This window comes from Nostoc sp., from assembly GCF_036919495.1.
In the GTDB taxonomy this organism is placed as follows: domain Bacteria; phylum Cyanobacteriota; class Cyanobacteriia; order Cyanobacteriales; family Nostocaceae; genus Nostoc.
Genome location: NZ_JBALBZ010000185.1, coordinates 1 through 21583, shown reverse-complemented (window position 1 = coordinate 21583; position 21583 = coordinate 1). Strand labels below are relative to the sequence as shown.

The 21583-nt window shown below is 41.2% G+C and carries 16 protein-coding genes; 1 reads left to right on the top strand and 15 read right to left on the bottom strand.

Going from position 1 to position 21583, the window contains the following annotated elements; all coding sequences use genetic code 11:
- The 15 genes from nusB to clpB all read right to left on the bottom strand — a co-directional run.
- On the bottom strand, positions 1-602 hold a 602-nt coding region (gene nusB, locus V7K25_RS26520), incomplete at its 3' end, for a transcription antitermination factor NusB (RefSeq protein WP_335162149.1).
- Between the two features lie 215 nt (positions 603-817).
- The gene (locus V7K25_RS26515) at positions 818-1582 is read right to left on the bottom strand and encodes a DUF502 domain-containing protein (RefSeq protein ID WP_229470732.1); all 765 of its coding nucleotides are present in this window, start codon (positions 1580-1582) and stop codon (positions 818-820) included.
- A 491-nt stretch (positions 1583-2073) separates the two neighbouring features.
- Positions 2074-2982, bottom strand: a complete 909-nt coding sequence (locus V7K25_RS26510; protein ID WP_335162146.1) for a glycosyltransferase family 2 protein — start codon at positions 2980-2982, stop codon at positions 2074-2076.
- Positions 2983-3222: 240 nt separating this feature from the next.
- Entirely contained in the window at positions 3223-4065 is an 843-nt protein-coding gene (gene hpsJ-B, locus V7K25_RS26505; RefSeq protein ID WP_335162144.1) for a hormogonium polysaccharide biosynthesis protein HpsJ, read from the bottom strand.
- A 355-nt stretch (positions 4066-4420) separates the two neighbouring features.
- Entirely contained in the window at positions 4421-5068 is a 648-nt protein-coding gene (locus V7K25_RS26500; protein WP_335162142.1) for a TIGR04282 family arsenosugar biosynthesis glycosyltransferase, read from the bottom strand.
- A gap of 32 nt (positions 5069-5100) precedes the next feature.
- Positions 5101-5667 (bottom strand): GspH/FimT family pseudopilin, encoded by a 567-nt coding sequence (locus tag V7K25_RS26495; protein WP_335162140.1) that lies wholly within the window; start codon positions 5665-5667, stop codon positions 5101-5103.
- Positions 5633-6712, bottom strand: a complete 1080-nt coding sequence (locus V7K25_RS26490; protein WP_335162138.1) for a glycosyltransferase — start codon at positions 6710-6712, stop codon at positions 5633-5635. The genes V7K25_RS26495 and V7K25_RS26490 overlap by 35 nt, the downstream gene beginning before the upstream one ends.
- Positions 6713-6714: 2 nt before the next feature.
- Positions 6715-7707: a hormogonium polysaccharide biosynthesis glycosyltransferase HpsE gene (gene hpsE, locus V7K25_RS26485; RefSeq protein WP_335162136.1), complete on the bottom strand. Its 993-nt coding sequence runs from the start codon at positions 7705-7707 to the stop codon at positions 6715-6717.
- 25 nt (positions 7708-7732) lie between these two features.
- Positions 7733-8692 (bottom strand): hormogonium polysaccharide biosynthesis glycosyltransferase HpsE, encoded by a 960-nt coding sequence (hpsE, locus tag V7K25_RS26480; RefSeq protein WP_335162134.1) that lies wholly within the window; start codon positions 8690-8692, stop codon positions 7733-7735.
- Positions 8693-8878: 186 nt separating this feature from the next.
- Positions 8879-9517 carry a type II secretion system protein gene (locus V7K25_RS26475; protein ID WP_335162132.1) on the bottom strand — a complete coding sequence of 213 codons (639 nt, stop codon included), beginning with the start codon at positions 9515-9517 and terminating at the stop codon, positions 8879-8881.
- Between the two features lie 73 nt (positions 9518-9590).
- Positions 9591-10598 carry a hormogonium polysaccharide secretion pseudopilin HpsC gene (gene hpsC / locus V7K25_RS26470; RefSeq protein ID WP_335162130.1) on the bottom strand — a complete coding sequence of 336 codons (1008 nt, stop codon included), beginning with the start codon at positions 10596-10598 and terminating at the stop codon, positions 9591-9593.
- A 494-nt stretch (positions 10599-11092) separates the two neighbouring features.
- Positions 11093-11833, bottom strand: a complete 741-nt coding sequence (gene hpsB, locus V7K25_RS26465; protein WP_335162128.1) for a hormogonium polysaccharide secretion pseudopilin HpsB — start codon at positions 11831-11833, stop codon at positions 11093-11095.
- Between the two features lie 30 nt (positions 11834-11863).
- On the bottom strand, positions 11864-16534 hold the full coding sequence (hpsA, locus tag V7K25_RS26460) for a hormogonium polysaccharide biosynthesis protein HpsA (RefSeq protein WP_335162126.1): 4671 nt from the start codon (positions 16532-16534) through the stop codon (positions 11864-11866).
- A gap of 740 nt (positions 16535-17274) precedes the next feature.
- Entirely contained in the window at positions 17275-17424 is a 150-nt protein-coding gene (locus V7K25_RS26455; protein ID WP_335162124.1) for a hypothetical protein, read from the bottom strand.
- Between the two features lie 553 nt (positions 17425-17977).
- Positions 17978-20647 (bottom strand): ATP-dependent chaperone ClpB, encoded by a 2670-nt coding sequence (clpB, locus tag V7K25_RS26450; RefSeq protein ID WP_335162122.1) that lies wholly within the window; start codon positions 20645-20647, stop codon positions 17978-17980.
- Between the two features lie 111 nt (positions 20648-20758).
- Here clpB and V7K25_RS26445 point away from each other — a divergent pair, with 111 nt between their 5' ends.
- Positions 20759-20971 (top strand): hypothetical protein, encoded by a 213-nt coding sequence (locus V7K25_RS26445; protein WP_335162120.1) that lies wholly within the window; start codon positions 20759-20761, stop codon positions 20969-20971.
- Positions 20972-21583 lie beyond the last annotated feature (612 nt).

The following is a 21583-nucleotide window of genomic DNA, read 5'->3' as shown; positions in this document are numbered from 1 at the left end:
CCGTTAATAAACCGATGACCATCGTCTCCACTGTAGCGTTTGGCTAGCTCCACAGCTTCGTTGATGGCGATACTGTCTGGAACTCCTAAGAACTTCATTTCAGCCACAGCGATTTGCAAAATATCGCGGTCAATTTGGGCGAGACGAGTTACTTGCCAATCGACTAAAGCTGTAGAAAGGAGTTCATCTATAATTTGTCGATTGTCGTTGACGGTTATTACAAGCTCTTTAGCGTAATTACGGACTCCCTTATCCTGATTAGCTAACTGAATCAATACTGGAAAATCAACTGCCGTACCCAACTGATTGATTGCTGTCTGGGTACAGGTGATCGCTTCTTGAAGCATTGTTCTGGCACTATTGAGGTCGGAGGCCCGAGTTTGGCTACTTAAAAGGCGATCGTTACTGCGTTGCAGTTCACCTGCGGCATTATCGAGGGTATCTTGCACTTCTGAGGTCAAAGTGCGTACTGCTCCTAGCACCAATTTGGATACTAGTTGATCGTCTTCCAATTTCTCTAATTTCTTTGGGTTGACTGGCAATTGGCTAAGGCTTAAAAGCGCCAATTCACGAGCAATTTGCTGGGGTTTACGAGGTTGCATAAAACTGAGGGGTGATTAGGTAAGAACTGATTAACTAGACGGGGCAAACTTACTATTATATCAAATTTGGTACAATAAAACAACAAAATTACGCTCAGAAGGTACTGGATACTGGCTACTAGGAAAGAAACTATTTTAAGATTTGCTAGGATATGAATCCACATACTCATTTTTTCCAGTACCCAGTTCCTAATTCCCAACCCCCAATCCCCAATTTAACTTTCTTCAACAGGAATAACCTGCTGCTTGATTTCGTTGTGTTTCACTTCTAGCGTGGACTCTTTGGGGAAAACCAAGGGCGTATTGGGGGCGACAATGCCACCTGATACAACTATTTTAAAGGCGTCTTCAATCGACATGGAGAGGTTTACCACCTCATCTTCAGGAACTACCGCGTACCATCCGGTAGTCGGATTGGGCGTAGTGGGTATAAAAACACTTAGTACGGGACGAGGCATCTGGGCTTGGATATCACTGCTGATTGCACCAGTAACAAAGGCGATCGCCCAAATTCCTCGGCGGGGATACTCTACCAAAATTACCCGGCGAAACTTGCCATTAGAATCTTTTAGTATTGTTTCTAAAAGCTGCTTGAGGGTTTTGTATACCTGTCCTGCTAAAGGAATTGCCTGTAATAATCGCTCACCAAAATCTAACAACCACCGCCCAGCAATATTGCGAGCCATTAAGCCCATCAATAAAATACTTAGTAAAGGTACAGCTAATCCTACTAATAAATTCAGTAAATTTACTAAAATTGGGTTTAACCCATCAAAGGGATTCAGTTGTTTGGGAATTTGGGTGAGGAAGTTGATTACCCAAGTAGCAATGGTAATAGTTAGCCAGATAGTAGTTGCTAGGGGAATTACTACCAACAAACCAGCGATCAGGTCGTTTTTTAAGTCCTGTTTTAGTCGATCGATTACCAAGCCCCGATTCTCCTGTTTTAAGCTAGAGGAACTTTTGTTATTGGTATTCATACCAGCAGATTCGTCAAATTCCGAAGACTTTAACTTTAGGCAGTTTCTACCGCAAGTAACTGTCCAAAACGCTGGCAGCTTGGCTGCTGACGCAAAAACACCTACTTGTTGCTGGAAATCAGCTATTTTCCTACAAGCATACACATAGACATTAACCAATCTGATGCCGACTGGTTATTTTAAAAGGATGTTACTTTTCTTTGTAAGACTTGTAAACGATTGTTGCAAGTCCTTAGATATTACTAATTTACCGCGCTCAATCTAAAGCTGCTCATGATTGTGAAAGTACGAGCGGGTAAACAGAGAAATTATTTTATCTGGTCAGTTGAGCAGTAAAAGCTTTTTTGAAAATGTTCTGGTAAAAATATTAATTTATTATGAAAGTTTTTATTTAGACGTAAGACCCCCTATGGTAGCACAGATGTGCTTACCATACTTCTAAATTTTGCGATCGCCTACCCGTCCGTCGTAGGCGATCGCTGCTTCAAATTTTACGCCACATCAGCCTGTGTCGTTTCAGAATCCGCGCCCTGTAACTGTTGTGTACTCTCCTGTGCCTGAATTGCTGTTGCGTCTAAATTAGGTTTTGGTAGATACTTCATTTCCCAGACTTTGAGCAAAATCAGATATTCGTAGAATGCCTGCAATGTACACCAAGCAATTCCGGCGCGTCCATCTAAACATCCGCCTAAGATAAAATACATATATACAAAGCGTAGCAACGGTCTGGCGGGTAAACGTAAAGACAAATCTTTTAAGGCGCGGCGTTTTTCTATTTCCGATTTGCCAAAGAATAAATCTTGCCAGTTGACCTTTCCCTGTTCTAGTTGATATAGCGTTTCTTGAGCTTCGTCTGTAGAATAACGGTTATGCTTGTCAATCCAGCGACTCAAGCCTTTGCTGGAAGTGTAATGTGGGTATGTCTCTTTTAAAAAGCTAGTTGCACCCTCACAAACTTCCCGTTCAGTATGACCATAATCTGTAAACCAGACCTTACCGTGGCGGAAGAGGCGCATTTGGTAACGGGGATACTGTGTGCTGTAGCGAATCCAATGATTCATGAACATGACACGTTCAGCCACGTAGTAACCAATGTATTCAGGACTCTGACTTGCCTTTTCGCATTCTGCGAACAGTTCTGGTGTCATGCGCTCGTCAGCTTCGAGAATGTAAACCCATTCGTACTTTGGAGGGATAGACTCTAACATCCAGGTGCGTTGGCGGCCGTGGCTTTCAAAAGCGTGTTGAATGACGCGGATGGGATAGCGACCAGCGATTTCCACAGTGCGATCGCTACTGCATGAATCCACAACAATGATGTCATCCGATAGCATCGCCGATTCAATACAAGCAGCAATATCTAACTCTTCGTTATATGTCAGTATGTAAATTGAAAACATTACCCAAGTTTTATAGCGATTTTACTGAGTGATAAGTAAGTCGGTGCAATAAAAGCAAACTATCTAAACAAAAGTAAATAAGGCTTAAACTCTTTCTCCCCCTGCTCCCTGCCCCCTGCCTTATTGCAACAATAATTATTTACGCTGACCTACTTAATTGCCTTTTTATTGTTATTAGCTATTAGGCGTATGGCAGTATCAGCCGTCAAACGTCCTACTGCCATACCGATAATGGATGGATTAGCGTGCTGTAGCTCTAGGTTTACCACCTTGTATAGCACCGCTACCTTTTAAGCCTGTCCAGCCGATGATAATGTAACCAATGGACAACAGCAAACTGCTAATCCCAATCCGTAGTCCAGACTTCCAAGCAGTGTCTTTAGCTTGTTTCTCTGCTTCGTCTCTGCGCTGGCGAACTTGGCTCAGTTGTTGAGTTCGCAGCGTCTGAATATCTGTTTGTTGTTCAATAGCTTTATCAAGTAGTTGGGGATTTGTTTTAGCCTTCGTTAGCAACTCTTTAATATTTGCGGGAATTTGAGGGCTTTCAAGCGCTTGCTTATATTTTTGGTCATCTTTGAGGATTTCACTAAACTGAGCTTTGGTTTGGGTTCGCAGTTGATCTAGTTGAGCTTTTCCTTGCTCTGTATTCAGTTGTGCTTGCAATTGCGAGAACCGATTGTTCAGTTGAGTTTCTGCCTGATCTCCTTCTTGGGCGATACGGTTAAGTGTTTGAGCCTTAGCTTGATTGACGTTATTCAGGTGCAGGGGAAATATCAGCAAGAACATTAACCCTAAAATACTTGAAAAGATCACGGCGGGAAATCTTAAATCGATACCTTGAGGGCGATCGCTTGCTGCATCAGCACTATCAATCCAATAGGCAGCAAATAGCAGCCCCAAACCGACTAGAGGCACAATTCCCCGATCAACTAGCGCTGTTGCCAAGTTGATTTGCCATACCCGATCAGTTGGTTGAAAGGGTAACAAAAGAATCAAAAAGTCAACAAAAAACGACAAAATGCAAATTATTCCAACTACCTTAAGTGTGAGGGCAGTACTCACGGAAGTAAAACGGTTAACCATAGTTTTTTGAACTGGCGGTAAATACGAGTGATTTTCATATTTCAAGCTACTTGAATATTGTGCCTATGACCGTGACTCTTGTATAGAAACACAAAGCAGATTCAATATTGCTAAAGGCTATCTGCCTCTTGGTTTTCAACTAGGCCAGAGTAACATTTGTTATGTACAGTGTCTTCAGAAAATTTATGGTGTTTTAAGATACGAACATGATGTCGGGCTGTAAGAAAAGACTCATTAATTACCCGATTTACCTTATTACAGTTCTTAATCGGTCTTAATATAGGCATTTTGTAGGAGCGCACAAATGTTCGCCCCTAGTGGCTTTCGTATCCATATAAAAATCGCTATACTTCCCTTATTTTTCCATCTCCCTTGCAAGAGCTTGTTCCCAAATTGGCAGATCCTCCGGTCGGTCAACATCAGCTAACGGCGACAAATTCACGTATGATAAATTAAGTTTCTGAGCAATTTCCACGGTTTTCTGGAATACTTGAGCAGTTCCCCACTCGATGTTAACGAATAACTCCGGGATGTTTTGGCGCAACCCAATTAAGTAGTATCCACCGTCGATCGCAGGGCCAAGTACTAGATCAAAGGTGTATAACTTCTCAAAGGCTGTCTCTAGAATCTGGGCATTGACTCCAGGACAATCTGTACCGATGATAATTACTTTTGTGGCATGAGATTGAAAAGCCTCGAAAAGCGATCGCGTCATCCGCGAACCTAAATCCCCTTCGCCTTGAGACTGGTAAACCAAATCTAACCCCAGCCAGTCTTGCATAAGTTGCGAATCCCCACCTGCAAATCTCACTTCCACAGATATGGCAATGACTTTTTGCAATTCTTGAACTTGAAATATTGTATGTTCAGTCATTTCCCGTTGAAGATTGGCAGCACCAACAGTTCCCAAAGCAGGTATCAGTCTGGTTTTAGTCTTCCCTGGTTCTGGATAGCGAGTGAAAATAATCAAGTGCTGTTTTGAAATTGCTGGTAAGTTCAGCACAGAATACCTTATTTGGATCAACAAGAAATATCTTAATAGCAATACTTACCGTTTTCGGCTGTGGTATGGTCTTTTTCCATTCGCATTGCTCCTAAAATCGTAGAAACAACAACACAACGTTTGGCTTTACCACCATACTTGCTTGATAGTGTTATTCGTCCTAGTGGCGGTTGTCTGACATTACCTCTGTAATCAAATTGGATATGCTTGATGCCATTTGACTCTGATAGGGTTGTTTCCTCATCTAAGCGCACATTGGAATTTAGATTATTCCAGTTAGCGCCAGATGGGTTTACTGTAGCAGGATGAACCGCCCATTGAAGAATACTGTTTTGTTGGCGAAAGCTGGCTTGCCAAGTCAATTTTTCCTTACTAGCTTGGCTTTGGGCTTGGCGCATAGCATAATAAACCTCGTTTTGGGCAGTGTTGAGGTGGCGAGTCTGCACAAAACTTAGCCAGTTGGATATTGTCAGCGTGGCTAATATACCAATTAATAAAACAACTACTAAAGTTTCTAGTAGGGTAAAACCATGACTAGAGTCTTTATTTAAGAGATTTTTAGAATTAACTAGAAACAGTAACTGCACCCGGATATCCATTTTTGTCTTCTGATCGCTTTTCAATTACCCAGCCATTGAGCAATGTTTCAGCTTCTTGCCTTCTTATTTCATGCTGGTTAGTAATATTGTCTAGCAAGCTAGGCATTATAAGGATTATGACTATTTTCAGTGATAGTTTTAAGGTGAAATTTATATTCTGAAGTCTTGAAGGGTCATAAAAAAAATACTTCCACAAAAATATAGCAGATGCTAAACCTTTTTTGTGGTTAAAGGGCTTTTGTAGCGCTTTACAGGTCAAGTATTTGTATAAATTTGCTAGACTTATATTCCAATTATGCTTTAGTGTCGAACGCGCAGGAGCTTTTCGTAGATAGGAGCTTTCCTTGTACGCTCTCTTAAGCACTTGCAAGCAAGATTTTTCCTGTCTGACAAGATTGGAAGAAACTGAATTAGCACTTATGCGATATAAGATTTGTACAGATGGCACACATACAAAATCAAACTTAGAAGCTAATCGCAACCACATATCCCAATCTTGAGCCGCACTTAGAGATTCATCAAAGCTACCTAATTGAATTAAAGATTTTCTACAAATTAAAGGATTAGACCCATTTTCTAGAAAGTTATTTAGCAATAAATTTTCATGAACATTTCCATTTAGATTAATCCGCTTACCTGAAAGTGTAAATTTACCATTTTCATCAATATAATCAGTCCAACTGTAAGCAACTTTTGCAGTAATATTTTCTTGAAGAGCCTTTAACTGAGAATGAAGTTTATCAGGTGTCCAAAGATCATCTGCATCTAAGAAACTAACAAATTCCCCAACTGCAAGGTGTAGCCCTCGGTTACGGCTGACGTTCCCGCCAGCATTAGGGTAAGAAAATACTTTTATTCGTGAGTCTTTTATTTGTGTAACAATTTCTAAAGTTGAGTCCCGTGAACCATCATTAATTACAATTAATTCTAGATCAGTGAAAGTTTGATTTAAAACAGATTTAACTGTATAAATAATAGTCTTTTCACTATTATAGGCAGGTATAATTACAGAAATTTTTGGTAATCTTTGGCTGGATTTAATCATAACTATAAAGCCATTTTATTTTTTAGTACTCTGCCTAAATTACATTTAAAGTAGTAAAAAGGACTCATCATACTAGCCAAATAAAACTCCATCTCAAAAATTGGAATTAGATTATTTTTAAATTGTCCTCTATACTGAATGAGATGTTGTAATACTCGGCGTAAATTCCCTAAGACAGTTTTCACAAAAACTATCGGTTTTTGCCAATTTTTGGTATTTATCAAGCGTAACTGGAAAATACACAACCCACAGCCGCGTGCCAAAGTTAGGAGGTAATCTCTCTCAAGTCGCCAATGTGGTATTTGATGATAAGTATGCATGGTAGGGTTATACCAAATTTGCCAGCCTGCGTAATGTATATATAGCAATGGTTCATAGTCATCACCCTGTACCAAAATACCAGGTAACTTACCACTTAAATTAGGTCGTTGTGGTACATTTTCAAGCCATGCTTTTTTCCTGACAACAAGCGCTGCACCAGGAGGAAGCCTTAAATTGTCTGCATCAAATAAATGTGGATTTGAGCCATGTTCTCTAATAGCTAAAAAAGCTTGAATTCTTTCAAAATGTTCTGGCGGCTTTACTTCAAAATCTCCATGAATTTGTCCACTCCAAGCACCTGCTTGAGGATGCTCCAATGCAAAGCTATATGCTTCTGATAACCAATTAGGTGCAGGTAAGTTATCATCATCTAAAAATGCGATTAGCTTCCCTCTGGCTTCACGTACTGCCCGCAGTCGGGCAAAAGCTGCTCCCTGTTCGGTTTCTAAAAAATATCTTAAATGACAGTTTCCATTATATATTTTTTGGTAATTCTGGATGATTTCAAATGTGTTATCAGAACTATTGTTATCTACAATAATAATTTCCCAGCTAAGTTGTTTTACTTGTGTCTGGCTTAAGAGTTTATCTAAAATTTTAGGTAAGCGAGTTGCTCCATTATATGCAGGAATGGCTACGCTAATATCTAAACTTTTAAGTGATAATTCAGTCATACAGAATCCCTAACATTTTGATAATTTATTTTTTTAAATATCCATTTTTCCAAAGATAAAAAGGACTAATTAAACTACTTAAGAAAAGTTCCATTTCGCAAGCAGCTACCAAATCTTGCTTTAGCTTAGTTCGATATTTGAGTAAGTGTAAAACAATTTTACGTAGGTCATTTATCATATAACTTAAAAGAGCAATTGGTCTATACACATGTTTCATATTTACCATTCTAGTTACAGAACGGCTAAGTCCAATGCCTCGAAAAAATGGAATTAAATAGTCTTTTTGTAACCGAAAATTTGGTATTTTATGAAAAACTTCCATTTCCGGGTTATACCAAATCTCCCATCCTGATTTTTGGATATAACACAACATTTCTAAGTCTTCACTGGTAAGCATATTGCCTTTAACTCTGCCAGTTAAAATAGACTTATCTGGTACACTTTCTAACCAGGCTTCTTTACGAACAACAAGTCCGGCAGATGGGGGTAGTAATTTTTTAGCTGCTTCATATAATAGCGGTAAATTACCTCGTTCTGTAATTGCCAAGAATGGAGCAATTCGCTGAAAGTTTTCTGGTGGTTCTACTTCCCAGTCAGGATGAATTTGGCTACCATAAGCTCCCGCCTTTGGATATTTTTCACCAAAAGTATAAGCTGCGGATACCCAATTTGATAATGGGTAGTTATCATCATCTAGAAAACCTATGAATCTACCTTTAGCTTCTGCAACTGCCTTTTTTCGAGCATAAGCTGCTCCCTGTCGTGCTTCAAAGCAATATTTTAAAGGATAAGGATACCGCCAATTTTGTTGATAGGTTTGAACAACTTTAGCTGTGTTATCAGTGCTATTATTGTCCACAACTATAATTTCCCAAGATAAATTTTCGGTGTGAAGTTGGTTTTGTAGCCGTTCTAGTAGTTCAGGCAAACGACTTTCACCGTTATAAGTTGGGATAGCTACAGTAAAGTCAAGGTTCTCACTCATTTGAAAAAAGGAATATTTTGATTAGGACGCTTTTATCTGCTCAATCAATGGCTAAGTTATCAGCGATTCTTAAATAAATTTCTCAAACATTAAAACTGTACCTGATATTTTAATTTTGCGATCAATGTGCAGTTTTATATACAGTGCTATTACTTATCTTTAAATAAAGATTACTACATAAATTACTTAGCTGCATTTATCGTCTTTTGCTGTGAGCATTGAGCCTAAGAGAGTTTTCACAATGACGCATCGCTTTATGCTACTTGCCGATGTAGAATTTGCAGAGCTTGGCACAGCTACCACTATTTTTAACCCAGGTGGCTCTGTTGAAGGGGCTATAGGTGTTCCAAAGTTTGGAGTTGGTAAAGTTGGTAAAGCCCCCATATAGTCAAAGGTAATTTTTGTTGGCGTACTTGAAGGAGGGTAAGATACACTAGAATTAGCAGTGTTTTCGCCACTGAGATTTGCACCTAGCAGTAATTTATTAGAGCTAACGCCTACATCCGCCCCCAAAGGTTTCCATGTAGGGCTTCCAGCATTAGTATTATAAACAGCAACCTCTACATTTTGGGTTGTGCCATTTTTCCGAAAACTGACACTGTAGCTAAGTTTTGTGTTTTTAGCTTCGCTCTGTGCTTCTTCCAGCGCGGCTAAAACAGCGTCGCTAACCTTATTTACCTGCTGTCGATTTACAAAGGCAACCCAACTAGGAGCTGCGATCGCTGATAGAATTCCGATTATTAAGATTACTACAACCATTTCTATTAAAGTAAAGCCGGCATCCTGTTGAGGATAAAATCGCTCCTTGGTGTCTTTACTAGACATCGTAGTGTGGAATAACTTTAAAGTTAGATTGCCCATAATACCCCATCATTACTTGTGCTGTATATTATCAAGTTTATTTACTAAATAAATATCCACGTCCCTGTACGCGGACGCTTGCTGTCGGAAAGTAACTTTGGTTATTTGAAGAGTAATCGAAATTGTTAGTTTGCAACCGAGCTAGTGCATTACCTCGTAAAAACACCTGTGCTGTGGTGTTGGCAACATCAACGCAAGTATAGAAGCCCATATAATTACCAATGCTAAGTGTTCCAGTGGGGCAAGTAGGATATTTTGGATCCGTTGGAGGTGGAATAGAGGTTTGATCGATATAATCAATTAGTACAGAAGCTTGTTGAGTGTAAGCTGCCGAAGCTTTTGTCCATGAATTCATTTTGGGAGTTAGACCTGCTGCTCCTGGTAAATTCAGGTTAAAACGCTGAAAACCTGTATCGGGGCAGTGGCTGGTGTCAATATATGTGTCATTTGGATAACCAGTACAATTCCCAGTAGTACCACTAGCAGCCAGAACTCCATCACTAATTTCAAATCTGGCAATACGAGCCGCGTTTGACCAAGTAGTACTACTATCTTTGATTAAATAGTAGGCAACTAGTGAGTAAACAAAAGTGTCATCTATTTTGTTTGCTGTAGTGCTGCTGGAAAGTGTAATTGCACCTGAGAAAAACCTGCGTTTCCAAAACACCAGAATTGGTTGACAAGTAGAAGAACTGGTACAAACACCAGCTGCAACAGGGGGTATTTGGTCTTGAATTCCTGAGCTTGTCGCGACACTATTTGAATTGGTAGTCAGTGCAGTTTTATCATATATGTAGACAGCTTGTTGTAAATCATTGGCAATGTAATCAACTGCTGTCTGGATTTCTTGTTCAGAATTTGCTTTTGCTTGCTCCTTCTGATCTGTACTGAGAATATTAACCATGAATCCTAGCAGCGGTGTAAGCACCAAGAATGCCAGCAATAAGGCTACCAAAAGTTCTATCAGGGTAAAACCATTAACTTGCTGAACAAACTTAGAGTGTTTCAGCTGAATGCTGAGAAGAAATTTGAGTGCATTCTTCATAACTACGGTTTGCCCCTTGGAGGATGTTTTAAAAGTATTAGGCGAATATAATTCACCACTACATAACTAAAGTCCACCTCCGTGGACTGATACAAATTCAAGGGTTTGTTAACCTGCGGAGGGAGGTTTTGTCTCGTGTAGCCGCGATTTTTAGTCGCCCAGGCGAATATAATTCGCTACTACAATATCTGGAAAACCTCTCTCCTCTTAGGAGCTACGGTGTACACACAAGTCTGAAATAGCTGATTAACCCAAGGTTTTACCCCACCCTAACCCTCCCCTTATAAAGGGGAGGGAACTAGATTTCCGGTTTCCCCCCAATATATCGGGGGGATTAAGGGGGGTAATTCGACTTGTGTGTACACCGTAGCCTCTTAGGAGAGAGGCTTTGAATTTTCCCCCTTACCTTGTAGGGAAGGGGGCTAGGGGGTTAAGTTTGGCGTTGGTTTTTCCACATAACCTGAAAAGTCACCTTTCAACCTGACTGCACAGGATTAATTACAGGTGGTGTTACTAGTCACAGGAGTGGTGGCAGGAATAGCAAGACGCTGACACAGAGCATTGAAGGAAGTGTTTTTAGAAGCAATTACAGTGGTCATTTCCACTAGTGGAAATTGGGCATTGCCCAAAGTTCCAGTGAAAGTGTTTTGTCTATTATTCTGACTACTGTTGCTAGCGTTGGCTTTGGTAAAGTCAATATCTGACCGATAAACTCGAATTCCCAAACCGTAACCATCGATTGGTAGACCTGTTGTGGTATTAATGGGGGTACTTCCTGCTCCTATAATTTTTACAGCCTGAATGTAAAATAGGTTGCTTGTACAGTTTGGGGCACTAATAGTTAGGTTGTTGTTTGCGTCTTTTGTCACGCAATATAACGATGTTGATGCTGTAGGAGGTGGCATATTTGTGGTGGTAAGTAAATTGTCAGCTAAACTCCTGGTTGCATTGGTTGATTGAGGCAATACAATAGTGGCATTAGTCGTAGTAGTGAAATTAGTGGGTTCAGGAATTAGCACTACTCCGGTTTTTACACCATCAATGAAAGTTCTGACAGCTTGTGTGGCTAGTTCTACGCGTTTTGATTGGACGCGAGTTGCTGTTGCAATGACGATTGTAGGCGCGATCGCTGCCAGTAAAATAGTAACCACGATTATTGCTACCAGTGACTCAATGATCGTGAAACCAGGCTCATCAGATGGTTGACTTATTTGCTGTTGTTTGTGCTTAATCATAGTTACTCACCAGTTTCTAAGAATTAAAGATTAACTACAGCCAGAGGTAGGACGTTGATCGGCATCGACGACATAAGTACTATCTGAGGCTTTTTTGGCACACAACAACGTTTGTACCCATGTATCATCTCGACCAACTTCTCGGAAGTACTCATTGGGTTTGTTATTTGGCGTTGTCGCTAACTTTTGCGAAAATGCGTCTGGTGATTGCGACAGCAAGGCGACATCATAACCCCACTGCCGGATGGGAGGCTGGTAAAAAGGTACTTGACCACCGCTATTATTGGTCGGATATGCTCCGAGAGATGAGCCATTTAAGTATGTTACAAATGGTGCGGTAGCATAAGCACTACGAGTTCTTTGGATAAAAGAGCCGTTGATTGTAGCTATACTAGTTGGGATTGAGTCACTTGGGTTCCAATTTTCCAAGAGGCGGACAAAGTTGTGTAAACCACCATTGTCTTCTGTAGGACGAGCTGGGGTGTCTCCCCCTGCTGCGGCTAAGTTAAAGGTGGTAGATGTTGCCCATTGAAGCCAATAAGAATTCTGTACAGCGCCAGAACCCAGTACGTCAAATGCATTTTCATTACTAGTGCTGAAAGCAACTCTAATTTGTAACACTGGCGATAAAGCTGGTTGGGTTGTTGTAGTAGCAGTAAATGTTGCTGGTGAAAGTACTGTTGGGGGATTATTATCACTGTTGTTTGAATAGAACCATAGAGAATTAGCTGTGTTATCTGGGTGGCTAGAACTAAAAGTACTGAATGGAAATGAAGTTATTTTCCCGCCCTTGATACCTATAATGGTTGGTTGATTACTAGTAAGCGTGAGTTGTCCAGATGCATTACGGAGAAAGGCAACACGACGAGGATAGCCTAGATATTTAGAATTAGTCGGTGATTGTGCTGTTGTACCTGCTAAATGGGTAGTCAGAGAAAAAGTCTGTCCATTTCCCGGAGTGCCAGTAACATCCGAGGCTCTTAGACCTGCTGGATATAGAGCAACATCACCGGGTAGTGTTACGTACCAATCACTAGCCGTAGTACTAGTACCCTGATTGCAAGCTGAAACAGGTAGTTTCGGACATACTTCCATTAAATACTCTGGGCTAGTTTTCCTTCGCTGGATGGGTGTAACAAAGTTATTCAGGTAAGAACTACTTTTACTGCTAAGGGGCAAGCCGTCACTACCATACCAGGCAGCATTGACGACATTAGCGTTGTTTGTATTAAACCCATTGTTCATAAATGCGGTACTAGAAGTGTTATCCCCCAAATTATTATTCAGGTCATAGTCTCCATCGCTGCGGTAGCCCGTCTTATAGGTAGTAGAAAGAAGTGTGATCGCATCTGACAATACGCTCGCAGGTCGCCATGCGTCTCCAGTGGTACAATTTGGTAGTCTAGGATCACCAGTACGACAAGCAAAGTTTGGATTAAGGTCTGAGCGAGAGTAAAAATTGCCCAAATTACTAGCTAGAGCTGTTATAAACTCTTCTTGGCTATGTTTATTAAAGTCGCCTTTAATATATACAGGCAAGTTAGAAGCTAAAACCAAGCCTTTTTCTGCATCTCTGTAAGCCTGAACACGCCAAATTGGGTTGCCATTGATTAACATAATGGCGTTGGGACGGCGAGTTGGATCAAGTTTATAATCTACAGGGCTTTGTGATTTTTGAGTATCTTTTTTTGTTTGTATTTGTGTCGCTGTATCTGTTGCTGTAATGCCAGCAGGATAACTCAAATCCGGCAGTGCATCATCACGAGTAGCGTAAATAATACCGCTATTGGGAATTAAGTATTCTTGTGGTGTTGCTGTGCCATAAGGAGTTGTCCGCAACTTATTAATGTCTAATACAGTAGCGCGAATTTCCAGAGGTTGGCGGGTTTCTTTGGCAAGTTCATAGTCTGTAGACGGGCTTGCTACTGTCCCAGTTGCATTAATAGTACAGGTATATTGAAAGTAACAAAGCGTTGATGTCCCAGTTCCATTTCCATTTACACCATCAGCGTTGGTGAATGTTTCTACACCAGCTGTTAATACATCTTTATCTTTATGAATTGCCTTAATCTGTCTGGCATCCAAAAAAGCAGTTTCGGAAATTGCGCCGTGAGGGATGACGCTATTATTTGGAGCGCCGATACTACCATCTAATATTTGGATGGCACAAATAGAAGCATCAATAGCAGACTGCTGTGAGATTGTGAGTGTCCCAGAGGCAGCTACTAGCCCCATAGCCGTGTTCAGTGTTGGATTTACTATCCGCCCATTGGGATACATTAAATTAGCTTGGTAGTTTAGTAAAGCTAAATAGTCAGAAACACCCTTTGTTGGAGGTGCGTAGACAATACCATTATGGGAGTTACCACCCGTAGTGCCGTTATATGGAAGAGCTGCAAGGTTGTCATCTGTAGTGCTATTTGTCGGGTCGTAAAAGCTACTTATACAAGCAATAGGTTTAGGGCTTGTCGCACTGTAGCCACTCGCTTGGTAGTGATAAACTGATGTAGCCCTCATCCGTAAATACGGCGTAAGAGGCGTAAGAGGCGGAAGCGCAGGAAGAGGAGGAGTAATTATTGGTAATACTATATTGCTCTTGCGGGTATCTTGGATTGATTTATCAGCATTGATCCCAATAGTGTTAGGCACGGGCATCATATCTGACCAAATTCTATTTGTACCACCAACAGCTGGGTTTAAAGCTGTGTTCAAAGTAATTTGGGTACTACTAACAACAGTATAACCTTGAGGTAAATAAATCCCTGCACCAGTGACTACTCGTAAGCCACCCACAGGAGCGGCGACACTAGTTGGTACCGTAGCAGCTGCTGATTCCCAATCTCCATCTCGGTCAACAGTTCCTAAATCAGCTAGTTGCTGTACACGACTGCTGCGAGTGCGAGTTCCACTTCCACTATCCCAGTTAATACCTGCAATATTTTGGGTATCTATGGTAGCATCTGAACCAACAAATGTCGTTCCGTTCCACCACAACGCAGGTAGGTTATTGCCAAGCAAAATGCGATCGCCAATGTATTGTTCTTTACCTAGCGTTTGTTGTGTAGATGGTTGTGTAGCACCAGGTAGCAGCTTAGAACTATTAATGTTAAGTGCTAAATCAGAATAATTAGTTTTAGTTTTACCATCACTAGGGTTAAAGGGATAAACCCAAGTGTCTTGTGGACGCAGTGACTTACCACTTCCTTGTAAGACAGTAGTAGTGGTATAATCTGTACTAGTCGCAGGATTTATTATTGCATTTCCACCAAAACCAACTTCACCATAGGGTACACGGCGGGTACGTTTTTGAAAGTAAAGTAGTAACTGGTTATTACGGACAGTGGATAGTTGCGCTGCACTGGCAGTAGCTGTAGTTAGATTTAATTGTTGTAGTTGCTGTGTAATGCCATCTTGAACTTCCTGTGGGTCAGTAGATGCAGCCTTACTCGTCTGTGCTAGCACCAAAAGATTGATACGCTGTGCATAAGCTAGGCTATTGTAGGCAATATCACTCGTTCCGTCAGTGACTGATATGTTAGCGCTAGTATTACCATTTTGACTAGGACTAACTCCTTGTCCTTGGAATAAATCCACTAAAGTACCGTTACTTGCATTACCAGTGAAACCACCAGCTCCTAAATTGCCACCGACAGAAATTTTGGCATTGTCCTCATTATAGAAACAGGAATTTACACTACTAACCTGATAAAGTCTTACATTGTTGCTACCAGTCAGGAAGTTACTATTAGTCAAGATCCGTCCATTTAGGTTAAATGTGGGACCAGGGGTAAGTTCTATATCATCGTTATAAACTACCGCATTGTTAACTAGCGGTAGTTGTACACGGTCTTGTTGATACTCTAAACTTGAAAAACTTTTATTCCCTTTAAAAGGTTCGTAATTACCAGTCGCTAGTGGGTTAGTGATGGGAACATTAGCAGTGTAGACAAAAAAGCTTTTTTGGAGCTGACTAGCAACACTAACCCAGCCCGTACTCCCCACCAAAGCAGCACTTGTTGCTACACTATTTTTACAACTGTTGGTTACACCACCAGTAGTCATGGGCGGAGTTCTTGCCTCTAGAGGATTTCTAGGGCGGCTGTATGTGCCACTAGTTATAGGCGGAGTTCGGAAGTAAATTCCATAAAGAGTATAGCTGTCAAATTTCCCATTGTTATTTGTATCAGTAGGGAACATCCATGCAGTTGTTAGATCTGCTGGCTGACTTTCTCCTGTTGGTGCAGTTGTATAAGCATAATGTAGCTTCAGTGGAGTTTCGTCTCCAAAAGTATATCCAGGCAAATTAGCAGCATTACTTAAGGTATCTTCTAAAACTTTATCTGAAGGTACGGCTCGTGGCAGTTTGCTGTCAGTAAATAGCTTGTCTAATTTTGCTCTGGCTCTGTCAAGGGCTGGTGCTGCGGCGTTAAGTACAGCTTGATTAACTCGAACATTACTGGCATTTTTAGAGCGTTCAAAAGACCGAAATAAAATAGCGGCTGTCAATAATACGACTACTATTAATACCATTGATACTGTCGGCAACAAAAAGCCAGCATTCTCTGAGCCGCGTTTTCTTTGAATGCCAAAAATAGTCCGCAAGAGCCAAATGATTTGTTTATTAATTGTAAATAAAAACTTCTTGCTAATTTGTCTGAAGGTTTTTTGAATTACCTTGACTAGCTGACGTTTTTGAGACATAGATGCTTCCCTGTCAGGTGGTTTATAGCGGATTTTCTTTTATGCATACATCTTCAACTATGCCTGTAAAGTCTTTTTATAGGCATAAAGTGAGGCTAGATTTATTTTTTAACTACTGCATCTTGTTTGACTAACTTTCAAATAAAGTAGCTACAACAAAAGATAATTTATTAAAGTTATACCATTCATTAATTATTAATTTAATCCGGTAAATACTGATTTTTTGATAATTATTTAATTAAAGCCCGATAAAGGTTAAAGCAAAACTTCACAGTAAATTTGCGGAAATGTATCTTATCTAAAAGCAAATTTATGAATATGTTATTAAGAGAGTTAGCTTATAATACCCATCTATTAAAGGAAAGATATCAGTTGAGTGCAAAATAATCCGATATAGTGGTTCTCATTTTGGTGCAATACTGTCGGAACCTCACCCTATCCTGACTTTAATCTTTCATCTTTCTTCCCTTACTAAACACACAAGTCTAGAAATCCTACCTCAAACTTGCTTTCGTTGCCCTAGTCCTAAAATTAGGGAAAGAAAGGGAGTTTCAAGTCGCCTAAAAAGTAGGTATTTATGGGGCTGAAAGAGTTGAAACCTTTGGGACTTATACTTATGTATACATACATACGCGGTAGCCTTATTAGGGAGAGGGAATATATAGCGGCTGCCTACTTTAGGACAAGTCTGCTATGGATAGTTGTGACAGGCGCTCTCTTAGGAGAGGGATATCTGGATGTCAATTGTATGGGTAGGGTTCTGCCAACGCTAAGAGCGATGTCTCCGACGGGCTATGCCTACGCAATTCTGGCAGTAAATCGTTGAGGTTTACTTGAATAGCACCACATTTATCTGGAAAATAACGAGCAAGAGCTTGAATTACTTTCATCGGGAGGAATCTCCAGGATAGGAAATCTGCTCTTGCTATTTTATTCGCTGTATTGTGAATTACCCAGTAATATCTGTGCTTCACTAAAAACTAGTGGTCTGTCAAATTCATTTTGACGGTTAGGGAGACGTCAAAAGAGGCAGGGGAGCAGGGGGCAGGGAGCAAGGGGGAATAACTGAGACGGAGCTTGTACTCCGCCCCAGTAAGAGCGCCCTTTATGGCGGGGCTTCATACCCATGTTCCGCTCCGCTCCACGGCTCCAGGTCAGGGCTTGCTCCCCAAGCTTTGAGCGCCCTGCCCCTCCGCTTCTTCGGTGATAAATCGCCGTCTCTACAGGGAATCTATCAATTCTTTATTGACATACTACTAAATCGCCCATTCTCACCTAACGAATCAGAAAAATAGGGCGATCTAGTTTTATTTGCATCTTATTGACCAGAAATAAAAAGTTACAGAGCAACTAAATTTATTTATGGGGTTCAAAATTTTTGACTTTTGACTTCCCCGTTCGCGTAGCGTCTCCGCAGGAAAAGGGACTTTTGGCGTATTAATTTTACGATTCTGGTGCTGACTCAACTAAATTGACAGTGGTTCGCGGGATTGACACCTTCACCAGCACTTTTTTGTTAAAAGACAGACCGGTTTCATTTTTATCAATGATAATCGTGTCTCCAGAGATAAAAGTATTTTCCAATAACTTGGTGGCGAGGGGGTTTTCTACTTCTCGCTGAATTGCCCGTTTGAGTGGACGGGCCCCATAAACTGGATCGTAGCCTGATTCGACAAGGTAATCGCAGGCTGCTTGGGATATCTCAAAGAAGATTTTTTGCTCACGCAGGAGATTTTCTACCCGCTTGAGTTGAATACGGATGATTTGCCGCATTTCCGTGCGATTTAAAGTATGGAAGAGAATAATGTCATCGACACGGTTGAGAAATTCTGGGCGGAAATGCGATCGCAAAGCATCCATTACCCGCTTTCGCATTGTTTCATATTTGGAATCATCACCAGATACATCCAAGATATATTCGCTACCGATGTTACTGGTCATGACAATAACGCTGTTGCGAAAATCTACCGTCCTCCCCTGAGAGTCAGTAACTCTCCCATCATCTAACACCTGCAATAAAATATTGAACACATCGGGGTGCGCTTTTTCGACTTCATCCAATAGCACCACTGAGTAAGGACGGCGGCGAACCGCCTCGGAAAGCTGACCGCCTTCTTCATAGCCTACGTATCCTGGAGGCGCTCCCAGTAACCGAGAAACTGAGTGTTTTTCCATATACTCAGACATATCCAAACGCACCAAAGCATTATCAGAATCAAAGAGAAACTGAGCTAAAGCACGGGCGAGTTCGGTTTTACCTACGCCTGTGGGGCCCATGAACAAAAATGAACCAATGGGACGAGAGGGATCTTTCATCCCCGCACGGGCACGGCGAATTGCGGCTGCTACCGCTTCTACAGCCTCTTCTTGCCCAATGACTCGTTGATGCAAATGACTTTCTAATTGCAGCAATTTCTGCCGTTCTGATTCCAATAGACGATTGACGGGAATTCCTGTCCATTTAGCGACTATTTCGGCAATATCGGCTTCGGTGACTTGTTCTCGCAGCAACGTGGAACCTTGGTTTTGAATTTCTAAAAGACTCGCTTCTTTGGCTTCACGCTCGTGCTGCACTCCCTCCAATTTGCCATACTTCAGTTGGGCAGCTTTATTTAGGTCATAAGCACGTTCCGCCTGTTCAATTTGCACTCGCAGCGCATCTTCTTGTTTCTTTAAGGCGCTTATAGCTTCCAATATCTGCTTTTCACCTTGCCATTGCTCATTAAATATTTGCTGCTTTTCCGTTAAATTGGCGATTTCTTGCTCAATTCGCTCCAAACGTTCTTTAGTTTGGGGAGTACCCTTTTCTTCGCCAGCTAATGACAGCTTTTCCATTTCTAACTGCATGAGGCGGCGATCGATGGTTTCCAATTCGGCTGGTTTGGAGGTAATCTCCATTTTTAACTGTGCTGCTGCTTCATCCACTAAATCAATGGCTTTATCTGGTAAGAAGCGATCGCTAATATAACGCGCTGACAGTGTTGCTGCTGCTACCAACGCCGAATCAGAAATTTTGACGTTGTGATGCACTTCATAACGTTCTTTCAACCCCCGCAGAATGGAAATAGTATTTTCCACACTTGGCTGATCGACAAATACTTGCTGAAAGCGGCGTTCTAGGGCAGCGTCTTTCTCAATGTGTTTGCGGAACTCGTCGAGGGTAGTAGCGCCAATACAACGCAGTTCTCCCCGCGCCAGCATGGGTTTAAGCAGATTTCCGGCATCCATCGCCCCTTGTTGAGTAGAGCCTGCGCCGACTACGGTGTGCAGTTCGTCAATAAACAAAACAATGTCACCGTTAGATTCAGTAACTTCCTTGAGAACTGCTTTTAGGCGTTCTTCAAATTCACCTCGTAATTTTGCTCCAGCAATTAAACTGCCGATATCTAAGGAGATTAACTTGCGGTTTTTCAGGGATTCGGGAACGTCACCATTTACCATCCGTTGTGCCAAAGCTTCGGCGATCGCAGTTTTACCTACGCCAGGTTCACCAATTAACACGGGGTTATTTTTGCTACGACGAGACAATACTTGAATTACCCGCCGAATTTCGTCATCCCGCCCAATTACCGGGTCGAGTTTTCCAGCTTTTGCCTGTTCTGTCAAATCTCGACCAAATTTTTGTAAGGCTTCATAGCGGGATTCTGGGGTTTGATCTGTGACCTTTTGGCTACCGCGAACGGTTTTGATAGTAGCTTCTAGTTTAGCTGCATCCGCACTAAAGCTTTTGAGGATCTTTCGTCCAATGCGATCGTCTTCAGCAAAGGCCAAAAGTATGTGTTCCACGGAAATGTAAGAGTCTTTCATCCTAGCTCTAGCTTCCTCGGCTCGGTCTAGCAAAATATCTAAATTGCGGCTAAGGTAAAGCTGATCGCTTTTTCCAACTTTGGGCTGACGTTGGGTAAAGGCTTCAAGTTGCTGCTGCAATCGGATTGGATCGACCTCAGATCGAGCCAGGATACGTATTGCTAGACTAGTAGGTTCTTCTAACAAGGCGATAATTAAATGTTCAACATCTAGCTGCTGTTGTTGATAAGCACGGACTATATCCTGAGATTTAACAATCGCTTCCCAGGCTTTATCAGTAAATTTATTTGGATCTGTAGGTTGCATCTTTATAATTTTGGAATTTTGATTTTTAGTTTAGGGATTGGGTAGTGAGGATTGGGACTGGGTATTAGAATACTCTTGCCTAGTCCCTAATTATCCAAACATTCTTAGCGGATGTCCGCGTGTATCTCCAGTGGCAATTTTGGATTGGTAATTGGTGATAGTTTAATCCATTACCCATTTTCTAATTTAAAACGAAAATACTGTTCTGAACGGACTTTACCAAATGGTAATATTGGAACAATCGCTATTAGTGTTGCTCACCAACGACAGTATGCGGGTAATACTAATAGGATTTACACAGACAAGATACCCCAACCCGCCTAAAATAGTGAGGCAAAAAGCCAAAAATCTCGCGTGTTTGGGTTTACCTGCATGAGATAACAGTGTGCAGTAAGAATTAATCTCCCTAGATGTAGCTCAACTTTTCAAGACATCGGTGTAGATTTTCCTACAGCTTTATTGGCTTTGATAGGGTTTTACTGGGTGGCTTAATCCTCTCCTTTTTAAGGCTTATCATTACCAAGATCAAATAAATCTTCCGCTTCGTTGTTAACCCGCCTGGGAATAAATTCTAAGGCTAATAGCTAAAGTCCTCTCAAGAGGACTGAATATAAGATTTTAAGCGATGTCGATGGTTAAACTCTTTGTGTTAGGAAAAATTTCAGTCCACTTAAGTGGACTTCAGCTATCAACCCAGAACTTAAGTTCTGGGCGGGGTGTCGGCCAATGCGACATCTTAACTGTTACAAAAATGTGGGTAATGGCAAGCCTTTTTAAAGAGGATCAAGCCTGAACTCAAGCGTATTGGCTTATATTCTTAATTTTGACATCCTCCCTGCCATAAACGGCAGGGATTCCTAATACTCACGAATTAGGTTTCTGTTTCTTTCCATTACTGGATTTTTGCAACTGCCCTTTAATCTTAAGATTATCGGG

Bases quoted from the DNA above. Each gene is read 5' to 3' on its own strand.
- V7K25_RS26445 (WP_335162120.1), top strand. From the start codon at position 20,759: ATGTCCGCGTGTATCTCCAGTGGCAATTTTGGATTGGTAATTGGTGAT.
- V7K25_RS26510 (WP_335162146.1), bottom strand. From the start codon at position 2,982: ATGTTTTCAATTTACATACTGACATATAACGAAGAGTTAGATATTGCT.
- hpsC (WP_335162130.1), bottom strand. From the start codon at position 10,598: ATGAAGAATGCACTCAAATTTCTTCTCAGCATTCAGCTGAAACACTCT.
- V7K25_RS26515 (WP_229470732.1), bottom strand. From the start codon at position 1,582: ATGAATACCAATAACAAAAGTTCCTCTAGCTTAAAACAGGAGAATCGG.
- V7K25_RS26495 (WP_335162140.1), bottom strand. From the start codon at position 5,667: ATGGATATCCGGGTGCAGTTACTGTTTCTAGTTAATTCTAAAAATCTC.
- hpsE (WP_335162134.1), bottom strand. From the start codon at position 8,692: ATGAGTGAGAACCTTGACTTTACTGTAGCTATCCCAACTTATAACGGT.
- V7K25_RS26455 (WP_335162124.1), bottom strand. From the start codon at position 17,424: ATGAAAGTAATTCAAGCTCTTGCTCGTTATTTTCCAGATAAATGTGGT.
- clpB (WP_335162122.1), bottom strand. From the start codon at position 20,647: ATGCAACCTACAGATCCAAATAAATTTACTGATAAAGCCTGGGAAGCG.
- V7K25_RS26490 (WP_335162138.1), bottom strand. From the start codon at position 6,712: ATGATTAAATCCAGCCAAAGATTACCAAAAATTTCTGTAATTATACCT.
- hpsE (WP_335162136.1), bottom strand. From the start codon at position 7,707: ATGACTGAATTATCACTTAAAAGTTTAGATATTAGCGTAGCCATTCCT.
- hpsB (WP_335162128.1), bottom strand. From the start codon at position 11,833: ATGATTAAGCACAAACAACAGCAAATAAGTCAACCATCTGATGAGCCT.
- V7K25_RS26475 (WP_335162132.1), bottom strand. From the start codon at position 9,517: ATGTCTAGTAAAGACACCAAGGAGCGATTTTATCCTCAACAGGATGCC.
- hpsA (WP_335162126.1), bottom strand. From the start codon at position 16,534: ATGTCTCAAAAACGTCAGCTAGTCAAGGTAATTCAAAAAACCTTCAGA.
- hpsJ-B (WP_335162144.1), bottom strand. From the start codon at position 4,065: ATGGTTAACCGTTTTACTTCCGTGAGTACTGCCCTCACACTTAAGGTA.